Genomic DNA, 17,746 nt, shown 5'->3' with positions numbered 1-17,746 from the left:
CTCCCTGCACCGCACGCTGGCGTCCAATGTCGACGGCAAGTGCCACAGACTGCAGGCCGGTTCACACTAACGCCGGCTAGTATCGCCAGCGGAGGGCGGCAATCACAGCCTCACGGTCGAGCTTTGCAAAACGCTCCGCCTCGCCCCGCCGCACAGCCACATAAGCGTCCAGCAGTTCATGGCCCAATGCTGTGCGGAGAAAACTGCTGCCTTCCAGATCGTCAAGGGCTGTGAACATGTCAGGCGCAAAGGCACGGATATCGAGGCGCTCCCTCTCGGCGTCGCTCAACGTGCCGGGGTCGACCGTGACCTCTGCCGGCAGTTTCAACTGACCCCTGAAGCCCTCCAGTGCGGCTGCAAGAATGGCAGCCACGGCAAGGTATTGGTTCGCGGAGCCGTCGCAGCATTTCACCTCCACATTCGATTGCTTGTCCTCGTAGCCCCGGAGGCCCGGCACGAAGCGGACAGCGGCCTCGCGGTTGCCCGTGCCCCAGCAAATGAAACTGCCCGCCCACTGTGCCGGCTGAAGCCGGGCCAGGCTCAGGGCACTGCCTCCCAGTAATGCTGAGCTTTCAGCCAGCCTCCCGAGCACGCCGGCGATCATGCTCTCCCCTGCCGGGCGCATCTGCGTGCCGGCTGCAGCGTCGTAGAAGACGTTGCCGTCCCCGCTCCTCGCGGAGAAATGGATGTGGCATCCGTTGGTCGCAGTAGTGGAATCCGCTATTGGCGAGTAGGAAACGTGCAGTCCATGCTGGCGTGAAACACGGGCGACAATGAACCGGGTGAGGAGGTAGTCATCAACAGCCTGAACCGGGCTCCTGGGGGCCAGGGCGATCTCCACCTGGCCCCTGCCATATTCCGGGTGAACTTGTTCAACCGGAACCCCGGCCTCCACAAGGGCTGTGAGCACGTCCAGATGCCACGCTTCCAACTGGAGGAATGCAGTCGCAGCATAGCCCGGACCATCATGCGCCAGAACAGGCGAGTCCCGAGTACCGCTAAACACCGTGAACTCCAGTTCGAAGCCCACCGATACCTCCAGCCTGGCTGTTCCCCATTCGGCAGCAACACGTTTAAGTGCTGTGCGCTGGCAGGTTGGATAAGGCGCACCCTGCAAATCCACCAGGTCGGCCGGCGCCCAGGCGAGGCCACTGGTCTTGTCGACGACGGCAACCGCTGTGCGGTCCGGCATGCCACGCAGGTCACCCACTATGGGGTCGATCTCCGATGACCGGGTGACGTGGTCGTCAGACGCCAACAGGACTCCGACGCTGACCGAGACACCGCAGCCATTATCGAAAGCACCCTCGACCTTGGGTCCCGGCAGCACTTTAACCCTCGAGACGCCTGCGTTGTCCAGGGTGGAAATGACAAGGGCCCGCACGTGCTGGAGATCCATGTCTGCCTTTGGATTCGAAGTCACTACTTTCCTCCCGTTGTTCACGCGACCGACATTTGGGCTTCAGGCGTCCAATTTATAGACGCGTTTGGCGTTATCGGAGGCAGCCATCGTGGCAATTTTCTCGGCGTCTTTCGGGGTTGCCCAGCCCGAGCCAACCCATTCGTCCATCAGGGCCGCGAACGAAGTTCGCCAGTTAGCCGCGCTGACGGCGTAGTGCTCGCCAAGTCCGTAGGAATCCGACGAGTAGAGAATCTTGCTGAACGGTGCAATTTCCATTGCCTGGCGGACTGCTGTACCGGAACCTGGGCCCAGGTAATGCGAAACCAGGCCCACATCGAGGTATACGTGCGGAAAGATCTGGGCGAGGATTCCGGCTTCCCTGACGAACGGGTAGCAGTGGAGCAGCATGAAAACGACGCCCAGTGACCTGGTGGCGTGGAAGAGTGAAGTGAGCCGGGATGGATCAGCCCGGAAAAGCTCAATGTCGCCGTCGCCGTATCCCGTGTGGAGCTGAATGGGCAGTCCTGTGTCGATCCCCGCCCAAAGCCCGAACCTCAACAGGACCGGGTCAGTGATCCTGAATGTTCCCGTCGTCCTGGCGGCACGGAACCATTCGTCAGCGGCTTTGAGCGCTTCACGCCCGGTTGGCCGCTCGGCGGGGATGTCGAAGCCATGACGGTAGGCAATGATGGATTTCAGCCCCACCGCCTCCCGGCTTCGGGCTGCCAGCGCCTCCGGGAGTCTTGAAACGAAGCCGGCCGCCGTAGATTCGGAAGCCAGATGCTCCGCGACTGTCTCGATGCGGACAATTTCGCGGGTGCGGGCACCAGCACATGCCGCCATGGCGGTGGGGTCAAGAAGCTGCGCGTCCGGTATGCCGGTGTCAAGAAGGAACTCGGTCGTTCCGGTGCTGCGGAGCAGCCGCCTGTTCGCCGCGCTGGCGCCAATGTCCCTGCGCTGCGCGAGGTATTCATCAATCGGCACGAGCGGCTCAAGTCCGAGGATCGGGGCACAAAGACGCCGCACCGCCAGCCCGAAGGGCGAATCAAGGCTGTCAGTGCCTGCCGGTCCCGGCCAGTCGGATTCTGTGGCCAGGCTCCGGAACTCGTCGTCGCTCAGTTCCGTCTCGACCAAACCATGGCAATGGTGATCGATGAGGGGCAGGTCAATCCTGCGGCTGCTGGTGTCAGTCATGATCCCCGCCAACTGTTGGTGTTCGGCCACCCTTAGATTGAGTATGGGTCTGATGCCGCGGGAGTGCCATGCGGCGGGGCATATCAGCCGGCGCTGACGGCCGGAGTGTTGACGTGTCCGCCCAAAGCGGCCCAGAGATAGCGGATCGCAGCCTCGACGCCTTTCGTATTGGCGCCCGCCAGGAGCTGCAGGACCAGGCCGTCCAGGGCGGCGAAGGCAGCCTGGGCGGCACCGTCCTGGCCGCCGAAGCCGATCCGCTCCAGGCCGTCAGACAGCGCCGCAATGTAGCTTTCGTAAAGGTGCTGTACCGGCCCTGCCAGTTCCGGGCGCCGCCGCGATTCAAGGATCATTTCGTACTGGAAGATCTGGATGTCGGGGTTGCCTTCGATCAGCGACAGGATGCTCCGGCAGAACTCCTCCTCGGTGGCAGGCAGCGCTTCCAGCCGCGACAGCCCGATCGATTGCTGCACGGACCATTCGAGTGCTGCCCCGATGAGGGCATCCCGTTTGCCGAAGTGATGCACGACCAGCGTGTTGTTGACGCCGGCGCGCTCGGCGACAGCGCGGAATGTCAGGCCCCGCAGACCCTTTCGCGCCACCACATGCACCGTGGCAGCCAGCAAAGCTTCCCGCCCCGTGCCGTAGCTGCCGTGTTTCTCCCCGCTCATGTCACCGATTCTAGCTGCCGAAAACTGGGGCTTGACTCCAAACCTCAGCAAATGCTTAGCTGTGATGCACCACACAACTAAGCAGCTGCTGAGTTGTCCAACGTCCAGGAGGCACCCATGTCCACGTCCGCGAACGCCGTCGAATTCACCGTCCACGATGCTTTTGACCCGCAGAAGTACGAGCCATTCATCCTCGGCCAGGTCCAGTGGGTCCGCCGGCCGGGAGACGGGAACCGCCCCGCCCTGTCCGCCGGCTTCTGGCACGTCACCACTGAAGAGGCCCCGGAACCGTTCGACCTGCTGATCGAGGCTGACGAAACCATCCACATCATCGAAGGCCACCTGCGCATCGAGGTCGACGGGGGCGAGGGCTTCGACCTGGCGCCGGGCTCGGCTGCTTCATTCAACAAGGGTGCGCAGACCCGCTGGACCGTCATCGAAGACACCACCGAATTCTTTGTCTACTCCTGACCGGCAGCAGGATCCGAAGCAGAAGGCTCACCGTGACTGACACCATCAACAAAATCCAGCAGGCCGACGTCGTCATTATCGGCGCAGGCTTCGCCGGCCTTACGGCCGCCCGTGAACTGCGCCAGGCCGGCCTTTCCGTGATTGCCCTCGAAGCCAGGGACCGGATCGGCGGCCGCACCTGGCTGGACGACCGGCTTGGCCGCCCGCTGGAAATAGGCGGCACCTGGGTCCATTGGACCCAGCCCTACGTGTGGGCGGAAATGAAGCGCTACGGAGTCGGCACCGTTCAGAGCCCCGTCCCGGAGCGTGCTTACTGGTGGGCAGGCGGCGCACGGCACGAGGGCACTCCGGATCAGCTGCTGAACGAAATCGATGCACCGAACCGGAAGCTCGTTGAACAATCGCGAGAGTACTTTCCCCAGCCATTCGCTCCGTTCACCAACCCTGATATCAAGGTCATCGATCATGTTTCGCTGCCCAAGAAGATCGCAGAGCTGGAGATCACGGATTACTCCCGCGACATCCTGGAATCCTTCTGGGCACTGAATTTCAACGGCCCGATCGACGACGCCGCCCTCACCCAGGCCCTGCGGTGGGTTGCACTGACCAACGGCGACTGGACGGTCAACTTCGAAGCCTGCGCCACCTTCAAAATCCAGGGAGGCACCGGCAAACTGATCAGCGGCATCGGCGCCGGGACAGACGTCCGCCTCGGAAGGACTGTTTCGGCGGTCAATTGTGCCGGCGGCAAAGCCATCGTCACCACCACCGACGGCGAAGAATTCCAGGCAGCGCACGTGGTGTGCACTCTGCCGCTCGGTGCCCTGGGAGCAGTCACCTTTGAACCGCCCCTGCCCGCACCCGCCCGGAAGGGCATATCTGAAGGCCAGGCCTCCCGGGGGATCAAAGTCTGGATCACCGTCAAGGGCGAGGTTAAGCCGTTCGTGGCACTTGGCTCTGCCGAATGGCCGCTGAACTTCGTCCAGGCCGAATACGAACAGGACGGAAACACCATCCTCGTTGCCTTCGGACCGGATGCGGGGCGCCTTGACCCCGCCGACATCCGGCAGGTCCAGCCGGCCATTGATCTGCTGGTGCCGGACCTTGATGTACTGGACGTCGCCAGCCACGACTGGACCAGCGATCCGCTGTCGGGTGAAACCTGGCCAATGCACCGGACAGGCTTCCTGACCGAGTCCATGGGCAGCTTCCAGCAGCCACACGGCCCCCTTCTGTTCGCGGGTTCGGACTATGCGAACGGCTGGGGCGGCTTCATCGACGGCGCCATCGAAAGTGGGCTGGAAGCGGCCCGGGGCATCCTGAACGGGCGCACGGCCTGAATTTCCTGCCCGCGGAGAGACCGAAGGGTCTGACTCCGCGGGCAGGCGTTACTGCTTGGCCGGCGAGAGGCCGGCACCGGTCGCGTCGCCGGCAATGCCCGAACGCTCGAGGAGCCTGCCAACCTGGACGACGGCGGACCTGATCTTCCCCGGATTTCCAAAGGTGAGGAACTGGAGCATCAGTCCGTCGAGCGCAGCAAAGACTGCCCTGGAAAGTTCGTCGTCCGTATCTAGGGAACGCTCGCGGAGAGCCCTTTCAACGGTTGAGATGTAGTTGTCGTACAGGCGATCCAGCAGGGCTTTCAGCTCCGGCTTTCGCCGCGCCTCGAGAAGCATCTCGAACTGAAAAAGCTGCAGTTCCGGCTCGGCGGACACCGAGGCAAGGAGGGCGTCGGCGAACTTCTCATCGAAATCCGCCACGCGGGCAAGACCAGTTTCGTCAATCGACCGCTGCACGGCCCACTCAAGGGTGGCAGCCAGCAGCCCCTCGATGGAACCGAAGTGATGCGTGATCAGCGTATGGTTCACACCTGCCCGGGCGGCAACAGACCTGTAGGTCACGCCCCGCAGGCCCTTCTTGGCAACAACATCAATGACTGCCGCCAGCAGGGCGTCGCGGCCATCCCCGTAGGGCAACCGTTGGGAATCCAGACTCATAAGCCGATTTTAGCCCCGCCGTTCCAGTCGCCTAAGACCCTTGACACATGAAACTAAACACTTGTAGAGTTTCACTCGTGATCCGGCTCACGTTCCGATGATCACAGTCGCTTCCGCCGGAAGACGCGCACGAGGGGGTGCGCCTTCAGCCGGTATCCACACGTACTCACACCGCATGACACTCATGAGTCCATGCCCTGGCGAAAGAGCCACACCATGAATCAACAAACCGGACAGATGCCCTCCTTGCAGCACACCACGGTCCCTTCTGCCCGCCTGCGGCCCGACAAGCTGGGGGTCGTCGCAGTGGCCTTCTTTGCCATCGCTGCTGCCGCACCCATGGCGGCCGTTGTGGGCGCAAGCCCCGTCCTGTTCGCGGCCAGCGGCCCAGGAACCCCCGTTATCTACGTCATCGCGGCCCTTCTCGTGGCCCTCTTTTCCGTTGGCTATCTTCGGATGAGCCACAGCATCACCAACGCGGGAGGCTTTGTCGCCTACATTGCCAAGGGACTGGGAACGAAGTGGGCCACCGGCGGTGCAGGCATCGCGATCCTGACATACGTCAGCCTCCAGGTGGGGCTCTGGTCCCAGTTCGGCGTCTTCGCCCAGCAACTCGTCGAGAGCCTGACGGGCCTGGGGCTCCCGCCGTACTTTTGGATCGTCGTCGTGCTGTCCCTGGCCACCGCCCTGACCATGAAGGGTGTAGATGCGAGCCTGAAGGTACTGGGAGTTCTGATCCTCGGCGAAACCCTGGTGGTTGCTGCTCTTGTTGTCTCGCTGATCGCCCAAAAAGGGTTCGGGATCTTCACCTTCGAAGGGTTCACCGGCGCCAACATCGTGGGACCCGGACTCGGCATCTCACTGCTGTTCGCCTTCGCCTGCTTCACAAGCTTCGAAGCGACAGTCGTGTTCGCTGAGGAGGCCGTGAACCCCCGCAAGACGATTCCCCGCGCTGCATACCTGGTCATCGCCTTTGTGGGCTTCTTCTACATGATTTCAACCTGGGCCATCAGCGGCGCGATCGGCGTCGACCGGATCCAGTCCGAAGCCGCCGGGAACCCCGCCGGCATGATCTTCGATCTGGCCCAGAGCAGTGCCGGCTCCTGGCTCAGTCTCTCCATGCAAATCCTCGTGGTCACCAGCTTCATCGCCATGATGCTGGGGTTGGCCAACATGTTTTCCCGGTATCTCTTCGCCCTGGGCCGCGCCGGAACCCTGCCCGCAAAGCTGGCGTCCGTCTCCAGGACCGGCGCCCCCACCTTCGCAGGGCTGGTCAACGGCGTCGTCGTCCTGGCCATCATCAGCGCCTTCCTGATCTCCGGGGCCGATCCCATCACCACGGTCTTCGCGTGGTTCGTGGCCCTCGGGACCGCCGGCTTCATCAGCATCCTTCTCCTGACATCGGCAGCGATCGTCGTCTACTTTGCCAAAACGAAGACGCGCGACAACCTGTGGGTGACCGTGATCGCACCCGTCCTGTCCTTCGTTTCATTCATCGTCATCGGCTACCTGACCCTGGACAACTACGATGCGCTGCTCGGCGGCGCCGGCGGCATTGCCCGGTGGCTCCTCCTCGGCATCCCCCTCGTCCTCGTCGCAGGAATAGCCCGGGGAACGCAGAAACCGTCAATCAACTACGCCTCCGAAGTCGTCTGACGCACCGCCCCCAAGAGACCATTCAGCACAATCCAGCCTCAACCAAAGGACAACCATGACCGCGACTGAAATTCAGGACTACGTTCCCGAAAACGAATGGCCGTCCGTGGCCACCATGCTCGACGGATTCGGGGACCAGACACTGCCCGCCTCAGCGGCCCTGACCGGCACGTCATTGCAGATCCCCCACGACGGCGAACACGCCGCCACATACACCTTCCATGACGCGCATTCCCTGACATGGATGGCTACAGACGGCGACAATACCCAGGGCGACAAAACCCAGGGTGCAGCCAGGTACAAAGCGATTGAAGCGCGCCCCGGGATATTCATCATCGACTTCGTCAAAGGCGAAGACCGCCAAGCAGAAAATGTCACCATCGTCCTCGACCGGAACACCGGCGCCGTCACAACCGCCGTCAGCTCTTTCGTCGTCGAAGGTGACAAGACACGCAGCACCACCACCTTCAGCCACGGAAACGTGGAAGGTGCGGCGGCCCTTCATTCCCGCTCCGGCGGACTGGTCGGCAAGCGCATCTATTACCGCTACAGCGACGTCGAAACCTACGAACACATCTACCTCAACTCCGGCACCTTCACCTGGCACTGCCTCCGCGGCGGCGAGGCCGGACTCGCAGACACCGACCGCTGCCTCACCTTCGACGTTGGCGACGGCCTCTACCTGTTCTTCTGGACCGAAAAGGTGATGACCGTTGACGCGGTCCTCCTCATCGACCTGCGCGAGCAACGCTCCATCGGGCGGATGTTCGGCTGGGACGAACCCGCCGCCGAACCTGTGGTCCTGCCTTTCAACTCCCGCCTCACCATCCTGAACAGCACCGAATACCCGCAGGACAACCACAAGCACTAGCCGTTCATATCCACTGCACAAGGAACACCAATGGAAACCTACGATTCACTGCTTGCGAGCATCACCCCCGGCTCCGGCGAGACCCGGACTATCTTCGATCCGGCCACCGGCGGGGTGGTCGGCGAGGCGCCGGTCCACACCGTTGAAGACCTCGAGACCGCGGTAACCGCCGCGGTCGCTGCCCAGCCGGCATGGGCCGCCCTGGGCCACGACGGCCGGTCCGCGGCGCTGCTCAAAGCCGCCGACGCCGTCGAACGCTCCGCCGAAGAACTCGCCCAACTCCTCTCCCGCGAGCAGGGCAAACCCCTCAACGGCCCCAACGCCCGCTTCGAAGTCGGCGCCTGCGCCGCCTGGCTCCGCGCCACCGCCACCACCGAACTCACCCCCGAAGTCGTCGTCGACGACGGCGAAACCTACGCCGAACTCCACTACAAGCCCATCGGCGTCGTCGGCGCCATCGGCCCCTGGAACTGGCCCATGATGATCACCATCTGGCAGATCGCCCCCGCCCTGCGCATGGGCAACACCGCCGTCGTCAAACCCTCCAAAATGACCCCCCTCTCCGTCCTGGCCCTGATCAAGGTCCTCAACGACGAACTCCCCGACGGCGTCCTGACCGCCATCGCCGGCGACCGCGAAGTCGGCGCCCGCCTCGCCGAACACCCCGCCATCGGCAAAATCATGTTCACCGGCTCCACCGCCGCCGGCCGCGCCATCATCAAATCCTCCGCCGACACCATCAAACGCCTCACCCTGGAACTGGGCGGCAACGACGCCGGCATCGTCCTGCCCGACGCCGACCCCGCCGCGATCGCCGAAGGCCTGTTCTGGGGCGCGTTCCTCAACACCGGCCAAACCTGCGCCGCCCTCAAACGCCTCTACGTCCACACCGACATCTACGACGCCGTCTGCGACGAACTCACCAAGGTCGCCGCCGCCATGCCCATGGGCAACGGCCTCGACGAAAACAACGTCCTCGGCCCCCTGCAAAACAAAGCCCAATACGACATCGTCGCCAACCTCGTCGAAGAAGCCCGCGCATCCGGCGCCCGGATCCTGCTCGGCGGCAACCCCGACACCGGCCAGCCCGGCTACTTCTACCCCACCACCCTCGTCGCCGACATCGACAACACCAACCCCCTCGTCACCGAAGAACAGTTCGGCCCCGCCCTGCCCATCATCCGCTACAGCACCATCGACCAGGCCATCGAATACGCCAACGGACTCGACGTCGGACTCGGCGCCTCCGTCTGGTCCCCCAACCTCCCCGCAGCCCGCGAAGTCGCCAACCGCATCCAGGCCGGCACCGTCTGGATCAACAAACACGGCAACGTCGACCCCCGCATCCCCTTCGGCGGAGCCAAACAATCCGGCTACGGCCTCGAATTCGGCGTCGAAGGCCTCAAAGCCCTCGGCGTCCCCCAGATCATCAACGGCTAACCCCACCCACCACAACAGCAAGGGCCGCCGCCACCCGCGACGGCGGCCCTTTCTCTTGGGCCCGGTTCAGGTAGGGACCCGGCTAATGTCCCGGCGATCTGCTTGTGGGGACCCCACAAAATCTTGCCCCCGATGGGGAATTAGCGTCAGTTCGGAGGAATATCCGCAGCCATCAGACGCAAAGGACCCATCAATGACGATTCAGGCAAACGCGAGCGAAGCCACAGGCGACGCTACCTTCCCGAAGACCTTCCCCATCCTGGAAACCGCCCGCCGGCAGGTCCTCGAGGACGGCATCGGGCTCAGCCAGGCGCAGCTCGAGGAAGTGCTCCGCCTCCCGGACGAGGCCCTTCCCGCGGCCCTGCAGCTTGCCCACGAGGTCCGGCTCAGGCACTGCGGCGAGGATGTCGAGGTGGAGGGCATCATCTCCATCAAGACCGGCGGCTGCCCGGAGGACTGCCACTTCTGCAGCCAGTCCGGCCTCTTTGACAGCCCGGTAAGAGGCGTGTGGCTCGACATTCCCGAGCTGGTCAAGGCCGCAAAGGAAACCGCTGCCACCGGTGCCACCGAGTTCTGCATCGTCGCCGCCGTCCGCGGCCCCGACATCAAGCTGATGAACCAGATCAAGTTCGCGATCGACCGCATCAACGAGGAAGTCGACATCAACATCGCCTGTTCGCTCGGGATGCTCACCCAGCGCCAGGTGGACCAGCTGGCCGAGTGGGGCGTGCACCGCTACAACCACAACCTGGAAACGGCCCGCAGCTACTTCCCCGAAGTCGTCACCACGCACAGCTACGAGGAACGCCTCGACACCTGCAACATGGTCAAGGCAGCCGGGATGGAACTGTGCTGCGGCGCCCTGATCGGCATGGGCGAAACCCTGGAGCAGCGTGCCGAACTCGCCGCCCAGCTCGCAGCCCTCGAGCCGCACGAGGTCCCGCTGAACTTCCTCAACCCCCGTCCCGGCACCCCGCTCGAGAACCAGGGCATCATGGACGGCAAGGACGCCCTCCGCGCCATTGCCGCGTTCCGCCTGGCCATGCCCCGCACCGTGCTGCGCTACGCCGGCGGCCGGGAACTGACCCTGGGCGACCTCGGCACCCGCGACGGCCTCATGGGTGGCATCAATGCCGTCATCGTCGGCAACTACCTCACTACCCTGGGCCGCCCCGCCAACGCCGACCTTAATCTGCTGGTCGAACTGAACATGCCGATCAAGGAACTCCAGAAGACGCTATGATCCCCAACGGCTCCCTAACCTCGCAAGTCCCCACCGGCTCCCAGCCTTCGCAAGCTCAGGCCGGGGCCCTCGCCGGTGTGGGCCCTCGGCCAGGGAACCCGGCGGTCGTGGCCCCAGTTCCGACCGGAAACGCCGGGGCTTCGGCAAGCCCAACCAGCGGTACCTTCTGCGGGCACTGCGGTGGGCAGTCCGACGGCGGCGACGGGCCGCCGCCGTACGCTCATCGGACGTGCGGGGAACGCCTGGCCATGGAACCGCCGCGCTACTGCACCGTCTGCAGGCGCCGGATGAAGGTCCAGGTCACGCCGCTGGGCTGGTCCGCGGAATGTTCCCGCCACGGGGTGCTGGTCCCGTGACGCCGGCTTCGCAGCAGACGGACCTGATCCAGCGGGACCGCGCCCGGCTGTGGCACCCTTATGCGCCGGCCGCAGCGGACCTGCCGCTGTGGGAAGTGGAGGCTGCCGGCGGCGTGAGGCTGCGGCTCCGCGGCGAAGATGGAACCCGCCACGAGGTGATCGATGCGATGTCCTCGTGGTGGTCGGTGATCCATGGCTACCGCCATCCGGCCCTGGATGCCGCTGCCAACGGGCAACTGGCAAAGTTCAGCCACGTCATGTTCGGCGGGCTCACGCACGCCCCGGCCGTGGAACTGGCCGAGCGCCTGGTGGACATGGCCCCTGCCGCGCCCGGCCGGCCGGGGCTGGAGCGGGTGTTCCTCGCGGACTCCGGCTCGGTCGCCGTCGAGGTTGCGCTGAAGCTGGCGGTGCAGTTCCAGACCGCGGCCGGGCGTCCGCGGAGGCAGCGGTTCCTGAGCCTGCGCGGCGGCTACCACGGCGACACCTTCGCGGCCATGGGTGTCTGCGATCCGGTGGACGGCATGCACTCGGCCTTCCCCGGGCTGCTGGCCGGCAACGTCTTTGCACCCCGTCCGCCGGCGGCTTCGGCCACGCCGGAAACCGTCCAGGCGTGGGCTTCGGGCGTGGCGGAGCTCGCGGCCGCACACTCCGGAGAACTTGCGGCGATCATTGTCGAACCGGTGCTCCAGGGCGCCGGTGGCATGCACGCCTATCCCGCCGAATGCCTGGCAGCGCTGCGCCAGGTGGCGGACCGGCACGGGCTGCTGCTCATTTTCGACGAGATCGCCACCGGCTTTGGCCGCACCGGTGAGCTGTTCGCGGCCGATCATGCCGGCGTCGTGCCTGACATCATGTGCGTGGGCAAGGCCCTGACTGGCGGGTACCTGACTCTCGCCGCCATGCTCTGCACCGCCGAGGTGGCCGCGGCTGTTTCCGGCGGCCAGGCAGGTGCGCTGCTGCACGGCCCGACGTTCATGGGCAACCCGCTGGCCTGTGCCGTGGCCAACGCCAGCCTCGGCATGATCGAAACCGGGACCTGGCGGACCGACGTCGGCCGGATCGGCACCGGCCTGGCGTCCGGGCTCGCCCCCGCGATGGAACTAGGGGCCGTCCGCGACGTCCGGACCATCGGCGCCGTCGGGGTCATTGAGCTGCACGACGCCGTCGACGTCACCGCCGTGACTGCCGCAGCCATCCGCCACGGCGTCTGGGTCCGGCCGTTCCGGAACCTCGTTTACACCATGCCGCCGTACATCAGCACGGCGGCGGACATCGCACAGATCACGGAAGGGATGACCGCGGCCGTCGCCGAGGTCCACGAAGCCCGGCTCCGAGAAGCCGGCGGCCGCGAAGCCGGCGGTCCTGAACTCCGGGGCCAACGCGTCCCGGTCCGAGCGGGTAGCGCGTCATGAGCGGCTCGATGACCCAGTGGCTCGAGCGGCAGGCAGCGGTCCGGGAACGCCGGGGCCAGGTCCGCCGCCCGCTCCCCCGCACCGCGCATGAACGGTTCATCGACCTGGCCAGCAACGACTACCTGGGCCTCGCAACGGACCCGCGGGTCGCCGGGGCAGCAGCAGAGGCCGCATCGCGGTGGGGTGCGGGCGCCACCTCATCGCGCCTGGTTGCCGGCACCACCCAGCTGCATCTGGACCTCGAGCAGGAACTGGCCACGCTGGCCGGGATGGAAGCTGCGCTGGTCTTCTCCTCCGGCTACCTGGCCAACATCGGAGTGATCACGGCGCTGGGTGGTCCCGGGACCCTGATCATTGCGGACGAGCACTGCCACGCCTCGATGATCGACGGCTTCCGGCTCAGCCGGTCCCGCACCGAATCTTTCGCCCACAACAGCGTCGGCGAAGCCGGCCGCCTGCTGGCAGACCGCAGGGAGCCGCGGGCGGTTATCGCCGTCGAATCCGTCTACAGCGTCCTCGGCGATGCGGCGCCGCTCGCCGACCTGCTGGCCGTGGCTGAACAGCACGATGCCGTGCTGCTCATCGACGAAGCCCACAGCCTCGGCGTCACCGGCAGCGGCAGTTTTGCCGGGCGCGGTGCCGTGGCCGGGACCGCCCTCGCCGGCCACCCCAACGTGATCGTGACGGCCACGCTGTCCAAGGCGCTGGGCAGCCAGGGCGGAGCCGTCCTGGGATCCTCCCTGCTGCGGGAACACCTCCTCAACCGGGCCCGCAGCTTCATTTTCGACACCGGGCTGGCGCCGGCGTCCGCCGCCGCGGCTCTCGCCGCCGCCCGGATCATCAGGGACGAACCGTGGCGTGCGCACTCCGTCCACAGCAACGCGGCCGCACTGGCCGCCGGGCTGGCCCCAGCCCTTGCCGGCCGGGGCACTGTTGGCCAAAACGGCACGGCCCCCGACCGGACAGCAGGGGCCGTCCAGTCCATCCCCATGCTGTCCGCGGAAACAGCCTTGGCCGCCGCCGAATCCGCGCGCCGTGCCGGCGTCCGGGTCGGCTGCTTCCGCCCGCCGTCCGTTCCGGACGGGATCGCGCGGCTGCGGCTCACCGCCCGCGCCACGCTTACGCCCGAGGAAATCGAAGCCAGCTGCGCAGTGCTGCGCGGCATTTTGGAGGAACTTCCATGAACCTGTCCCCCGTCATCCTGGTCACCGGCACGGACACCGGCGTCGGCAAAACCATCACGACGGCGGCCCTCGCCGCCGTCCTGTCCGGAACGGGACGCAGCGTGGCGGTGTACAAGCCGTGCCAGTCGGGTGCCGCCGACGGCGATTCCGATGCCGCCGAAATCGTCCGGCTGGCCGGCGCCGTGACTGCTGAGGCCGGAGTCGTCCTGCAGGAACCCATGGCGCCCGTCGCGGCTGCGGCCATCGATGGGACGCCGCTGCCCTCGCTGGCCGCGCACGCAGAGCGGATCCGCGAGCTCGCCGGCGCCCACGACCACGTCCTGGTGGAGGGCGCCGGCGGCCTCCTCGTGGAGCTGGACTCGGTCGGCGGCACCCTGGCGGACCTCGGCTCCCTCCTGGCGGCGGCATTTGTGGTCGTCGCCCGGCCGGGACTTGGCACACTGAACCACACCGCCCTGACGCTCGAGGCGCTGTCCGCCCGCGGGCTCGACGTCCTCGGCGTGGTCCTCGGAAGCTGGCCGGCCAGCCCCGACGCCGTACACCACAGCAACCGGCAGGTTCTCGGGACGCTGCCGGTGCCGCTCCTGGGCGCCCTTCCTGGCCGGGCGTCCGAACTCTCCCCGGCTGACTTCCGTGCCGGCGCAGCCGCCTGGCTGAACGGCGCAGCCGCCCGGCTGAACGGGGTGTCCGCATGATGCCGGTGGCGGTCCTCGCCGGCACCGCGGCAACACTGGCACCGGCGGAAGCCCCCGACGGATCCAGGTGCCCCTATCACGTGGTCCGGGACCCGGAATCGGTGCGGGAGGTCCTGCACCGGCCTGCCGATTTCAGCCCTGCCAATGCCTTGGTGGCCGTAACCCCGCTGGAGGGACCTGCCCTGCGCGTGCTGCAGCGCGCGGGTTTTGCGCTGCCTCCGGTCCTGGCCAGCAACGACACCGGCACGCATAGCGGCATCCGCAAGGTGGTGGCGGGTTTTTTCACGCCCGCCACCATCGCCGCCCTGGAGCCTCGCATCCGGGAACTGGCCAGGGAAGCGGCGGCGAATACCGCCGACCGGCTCAAGCGGTCCGGCCACGCGGACCTCGTGCAGACGGTGGCGGCTTTTCCCCCGGCAGTCATCATGTTCGAGCTCCTCGGGATGCCCGTGCGGGACCTTGCCGAGCTCAAACGCTGGGGCCTCGACTCCATGGAGCTGTTCTGGGGCTGGCCGGACGGGGACCGGCAGCTTGAGCTGGCCCGCAGCGCCGCCGAGTTCTATGGCTGGCTGCGCCGGCTTGTTGCCGAATCCGTGGCGGCCCCGGGACGCAACCTGTTCAAGTCGCTGGCCGAACATGGCCTGACCAGGACCGAGATGTGCTCGCTCGGCTACTTCCTGCTGATCGCCGGCCAGGAAACCACCACACAGCTGGTCAGCACCACACTGTTCCGGCTGCTGGAGGGGTCCGCGCCCGTGGACTGGGCGGAAGCGGCCTCGGAAGCCGGCTCCCGGTCCATTGTCCGGCATGTGCTCGCCACCGAATCGTCCGTTCCCACCTGGCGCCGCGTGGCAGCCCACAGCACAGACCTCGGCGGCGACCGGATCCCGGCCGGGACAGAGCTACTCCTTGAGCTGTCGGGCAACCTGATCACGGCCGGCGCCGGACCCGGGAGCCGGTCCCCGCAGGCCCAGGCGGGCAGCCGATCCTCAACCGGCCTGGTCTTTGGTTCGGGCATCCACCGCTGCCTCGGGGCCAAGCTCGCCGAATTGGAGGCGGCCGTCATCGTCCAGGAAGCCGCGGCGGCGCTGCCCGGGATCCAACTGCGGGACCATGAGCCGGACTGGATCCGGCTCCTGTCCTTCCAGGCACCCCGGACCGCCACTGTAACGAACGGGCCGAGCTGGCCGGGGGCGAAAACGGGCGTGGGCTAGAAGGACGAAACCGTGAAGCCCAGGCCCAGCAGGCCCCGGCCCGCCTGCTCAAGGATTGGATCCAGGCTCAGCGTCGGGTGGTTGAGCAGGACATTCACGTCGCGCTGGATCCGCTGCAGGGGATGCGACAGCCGGTGGGCACTCCCGCCGGAGCCCGCGACAATGAGCCGGACCGCTTCCTCTGCTGCCTCACCGCTGAGGGCAAGTGAGAGCCGGTGGCTGGCGCGTTCCTCTTCCGTCAGTACTGATGGCCGGCGCCGATGGGACTCAGCCACCGCCCTGACCGCGTCCTGCCAGTGCAGGCGCGCGGTGGCCACCAGTCCGTAGGCTTTCGAGTAGCGGGCCTGGGCCAGCGGTGAATCCGCCTGGCGGTTGTCAGCCGTGTTCTTCACCTTGCGCACCAGCATCTGCTCCCGGAAGACGCCGACAGCGTACTCGGCGGCTCCCAGCGCGGCCGCGGGTGCCACCAGGTTCAGCAGCGTTGCCATGGGCGTGTGGATCAGCGGGTCCTCGTGGATCAGGCTGCCGGGGTTGTCCTCGGCGCTCAGGAGCGTCCAATCCATGGCCCGGTGTTCGGGGACGAACAGGTCCTCCGCGCGCAGATCGTTGCTGCCGGTCCCCCTCAGGCCGTCCGTGTGCCACACATCCAGCAGCTCCAGCTCGGCCACCGGAACGAGGCACTGCAGGCGGACGCCGTCGGACTGCACCGCCAGCAGGGCCCACTCCGAATGCATGATCCCGGATGCGAAGCCCCATCGGCCCGAGATCGAGAATCCTCCCGGGACCTTCCTGGCCGCACCCACGGGGGCACTCGTGGCGGCAGCCAGCGGAGCGGGTCCGTTGGCGAAGACTTCGTCCTGGACGCGCCGGGGCCAGCGGGCCAGCATCCAGACGTGCTCGATCAGGTGCCCGGCTGTCCATGCCGTGGATGCGCAGCCCCGGGCAAGCCGCCGGATGACCTCAGCATAGGTTTCCACGCCCATGCCGAAGCCGCCCACACTCTTCGGAGCGAGGATCCTGAAGACGCCGGCCCCCTGCAGTTCCTGCATGGTGGAGTCCGGGAGGCAGCGCAGCTGCTCTGTTTCCTCCGCCCGCTCCCGCAAACGGGGAACCAGATCGTCAACACGGCGGAGCATCTCGTCGTGGCTGGGAACGGTGCCTGCCGGCACAGGCGGTACGGGCCCGACGTCGGCCCTCGAAAGTTCCAGCGTATGTGCGGTGCGGTCCCGCTTCGCCGCAAGATAGCCGTGATTGGCCGGCGAGAGGTACACGCCGGTGGGAACCTGTTCGGTGACGCTGATGCCCAGGGCTGTCAGTTGCGCGGCCTTGTCCGGGTTGTTGCTGAGCAGCCGGATGCTCGTGGCGCCGAGGGCGTCCAGCATCTGGGCGGCGGCAGTGTAGTCGCGCTCGTCCTCGCCGTGGCCCAGCGCCAGGTTGGCGTCGTAGGTGTCGAGCCCTGTGTCCTGCAGGGCATAGGCGTCGAGCTTGGAATACAGGCCGATGCCGCGGCCCTCCTGGCGGAGGTAAAGCAGGAATCCGCCTGCCGCCGCGATCTCCTCGACAGCCTCGCGCAGCTGCGGACCGCAGTCACAGCGCTGGCTGCCGAACACGTCGCCGGTCATGCATTCACTGTGCAGCCGGACCAGCGGCACGTCATGTGCGAGGAGCTGCTGTTCCCACTGTCCCAGGGCAAGCAGCAGGTGCTCCTTGCCGTCCGCAAGGCCGCGGAACGTCAGCACCTCAGCCGTGGTGCTATATCCATCCGGAAAGCGCAGCGGCACGGTTACCTGGCTGCGCACCGTCACCTGGCTGTGCGCGGTGGCGGACAGGGCCGACGCCGGCGGAGCGGTTTCAACACATGCGGTCATCTGGGCCTCGACCTTCCGGCGAATTTACTTGAATCTTGAACTAACCGTAGCAGTTTTTAGTTAAGGCTTCAAGTA

The 17,746-nt window shown here is 66.2% G+C and carries 15 protein-coding genes; 10 read left to right on the top strand and 5 right to left on the bottom strand.

Annotated elements, in window-relative coordinates; genetic code table 11:
• Window positions 1-76: 76 nt before the first annotated feature.
• The 3 genes from ABRP34_RS02055 to ABRP34_RS02045 form a co-directional block, all read right to left on the bottom strand.
• Window positions 77-1,330, bottom strand: a complete 1,254-nt coding sequence (locus tag ABRP34_RS02055; protein WP_353712075.1) for a glutamine synthetase family protein — start codon at window positions 1,328-1,330, stop codon at window positions 77-79.
• A gap of 132 nt (window positions 1,331-1,462) precedes the next feature.
• Window positions 1,463-2,596 (bottom strand): amidohydrolase family protein, encoded by a 1,134-nt coding sequence (locus tag ABRP34_RS02050; RefSeq protein WP_353712074.1) that lies wholly within the window; start codon window positions 2,594-2,596, stop codon window positions 1,463-1,465.
• Between the two features lie 83 nt (window positions 2,597-2,679).
• Window positions 2,680-3,264 carry a TetR family transcriptional regulator gene (locus ABRP34_RS02045; protein WP_353712073.1) on the bottom strand — a complete coding sequence of 195 codons (585 nt, stop codon included), beginning with the start codon at window positions 3,262-3,264 and terminating at the stop codon, window positions 2,680-2,682.
• Between the two features lie 117 nt (window positions 3,265-3,381).
• Here ABRP34_RS02045 and ABRP34_RS02040 point away from each other — a divergent pair, with 117 nt between their 5' ends.
• A complete protein-coding gene (locus ABRP34_RS02040) occupies window positions 3,382-3,735 on the top strand; it encodes a cupin domain-containing protein (protein WP_003805412.1) in 354 nt (117 codons plus the stop codon).
• 32 nt (window positions 3,736-3,767) lie between these two features.
• Window positions 3,768-5,075 carry an NAD(P)/FAD-dependent oxidoreductase gene (locus ABRP34_RS02035; RefSeq protein ID WP_353712072.1) on the top strand — a complete coding sequence of 436 codons (1,308 nt, stop codon included), beginning with the start codon at window positions 3,768-3,770 and terminating at the stop codon, window positions 5,073-5,075.
• 48 nt (window positions 5,076-5,123) lie between these two features.
• Here the strand turns inward: ABRP34_RS02035 and ABRP34_RS02030 are convergent, their stop codons facing one another.
• A complete protein-coding gene (locus tag ABRP34_RS02030; RefSeq protein ID WP_353712071.1) occupies window positions 5,124-5,732 on the bottom strand; it encodes a TetR family transcriptional regulator in 609 nt (202 codons plus the stop codon).
• Between the two features lie 216 nt (window positions 5,733-5,948).
• On the opposite strand from ABRP34_RS02030, the gene ABRP34_RS02025 reads away from it, so the two are divergent.
• The 8 genes from ABRP34_RS02025 to ABRP34_RS01990 all read left to right on the top strand — a co-directional run bounded on the left by ABRP34_RS02025 (window position 5,949) and on the right by ABRP34_RS01990 (window position 15,803).
• Entirely contained in the window at window positions 5,949-7,388 is a 1,440-nt protein-coding gene (locus ABRP34_RS02025; RefSeq protein ID WP_353712070.1) for an APC family permease, read from the top strand.
• Between the two features lie 55 nt (window positions 7,389-7,443).
• Window positions 7,444-8,259 carry a MoaF C-terminal domain-containing protein gene (locus tag ABRP34_RS02020; protein ID WP_353712069.1) on the top strand — a complete coding sequence of 272 codons (816 nt, stop codon included), beginning with the start codon at window positions 7,444-7,446 and terminating at the stop codon, window positions 8,257-8,259.
• Between the two features lie 30 nt (window positions 8,260-8,289).
• Entirely contained in the window at window positions 8,290-9,699 is a 1,410-nt protein-coding gene (locus ABRP34_RS02015) for an aldehyde dehydrogenase family protein (protein WP_353712068.1), read from the top strand.
• 193 nt (window positions 9,700-9,892) lie between these two features.
• Window positions 9,893-10,942 (top strand): biotin synthase BioB, encoded by a 1,050-nt coding sequence (gene bioB, locus ABRP34_RS02010; protein WP_353712067.1) that lies wholly within the window; start codon window positions 9,893-9,895, stop codon window positions 10,940-10,942.
• 352 nt (window positions 10,943-11,294) lie between these two features.
• Complete coding sequence (locus ABRP34_RS02005) at window positions 11,295-12,710, top strand: adenosylmethionine--8-amino-7-oxononanoate transaminase (RefSeq protein ID WP_353712066.1); 1,416 nt, start codon at window positions 11,295-11,297, stop codon at window positions 12,708-12,710.
• Between the two features lie 8 nt (window positions 12,711-12,718).
• Window positions 12,719-13,894, top strand: coding sequence for an 8-amino-7-oxononanoate synthase (locus ABRP34_RS02000; protein ID WP_353712065.1), 1,176 nt, complete (start codon window positions 12,719-12,721; stop codon window positions 13,892-13,894).
• Complete coding sequence (gene bioD, locus ABRP34_RS01995; RefSeq protein WP_353712064.1) at window positions 13,891-14,589, top strand: dethiobiotin synthase; 699 nt, start codon at window positions 13,891-13,893, stop codon at window positions 14,587-14,589. Before ABRP34_RS02000 ends, bioD begins: the two co-directional genes overlap by 4 nt.
• Complete coding sequence (locus ABRP34_RS01990; RefSeq protein ID WP_353712063.1) at window positions 14,586-15,803, top strand: cytochrome P450; 1,218 nt, start codon at window positions 14,586-14,588, stop codon at window positions 15,801-15,803. Before bioD ends, ABRP34_RS01990 begins: the two co-directional genes overlap by 4 nt.
• On the opposite strand, the gene ribA is transcribed toward ABRP34_RS01990, so the two are convergent.
• On the bottom strand, window positions 15,800-17,671 hold the full coding sequence (gene ribA / locus ABRP34_RS01985; protein ID WP_353712062.1) for a GTP cyclohydrolase II RibA: 1,872 nt from the start codon (window positions 17,669-17,671) through the stop codon (window positions 15,800-15,802). The two genes, ABRP34_RS01990 and ribA, sit on opposite strands and share 4 nt — an antisense overlap.
• Window positions 17,672-17,746: the final 75 nt, after the last annotated feature.

Origin of the sequence: Arthrobacter sp. K5, assembly GCF_040448525.1 — a bacterium.
Lineage (GTDB): Bacteria > Actinomycetota > Actinomycetes > Actinomycetales > Micrococcaceae > Arthrobacter > Arthrobacter globiformis.
Note: the sequence above shows the minus strand (reverse complement) of the source record. Positions and strands in the feature narration are given on the sequence as shown.

Bases quoted from the DNA above. Each gene is read 5' to 3' on its own strand.
- bioD (WP_353712064.1), top strand. From the start codon at position 13,891: ATGAACCTGTCCCCCGTCATCCTGGTCACCGGCACGGACACCGGCGTC.
- ABRP34_RS02020 (WP_353712069.1), top strand. From the start codon at position 7,444: ATGACCGCGACTGAAATTCAGGACTACGTTCCCGAAAACGAATGGCCG.
- bioB (WP_353712067.1), top strand. From the start codon at position 9,893: ATGACGATTCAGGCAAACGCGAGCGAAGCCACAGGCGACGCTACCTTC.
- ribA (WP_353712062.1), bottom strand. From the start codon at position 17,671: ATGACCGCATGTGTTGAAACCGCTCCGCCGGCGTCGGCCCTGTCCGCC.
- ABRP34_RS02045 (WP_353712073.1), bottom strand. From the start codon at position 3,264: ATGAGCGGGGAGAAACACGGCAGCTACGGCACGGGGCGGGAAGCTTTG.
- ABRP34_RS02000 (WP_353712065.1), top strand. From the start codon at position 12,719: ATGACCCAGTGGCTCGAGCGGCAGGCAGCGGTCCGGGAACGCCGGGGC.
- ABRP34_RS02050 (WP_353712074.1), bottom strand. From the start codon at position 2,596: ATGACTGACACCAGCAGCCGCAGGATTGACCTGCCCCTCATCGATCAC.
- ABRP34_RS02015 (WP_353712068.1), top strand. From the start codon at position 8,290: ATGGAAACCTACGATTCACTGCTTGCGAGCATCACCCCCGGCTCCGGC.
- ABRP34_RS01990 (WP_353712063.1), top strand. From the start codon at position 14,586: ATGATGCCGGTGGCGGTCCTCGCCGGCACCGCGGCAACACTGGCACCG.
- ABRP34_RS02030 (WP_353712071.1), bottom strand. From the start codon at position 5,732: ATGAGTCTGGATTCCCAACGGTTGCCCTACGGGGATGGCCGCGACGCC.
- ABRP34_RS02040 (WP_003805412.1), top strand. From the start codon at position 3,382: ATGTCCACGTCCGCGAACGCCGTCGAATTCACCGTCCACGATGCTTTT.
- ABRP34_RS02025 (WP_353712070.1), top strand. From the start codon at position 5,949: ATGAATCAACAAACCGGACAGATGCCCTCCTTGCAGCACACCACGGTC.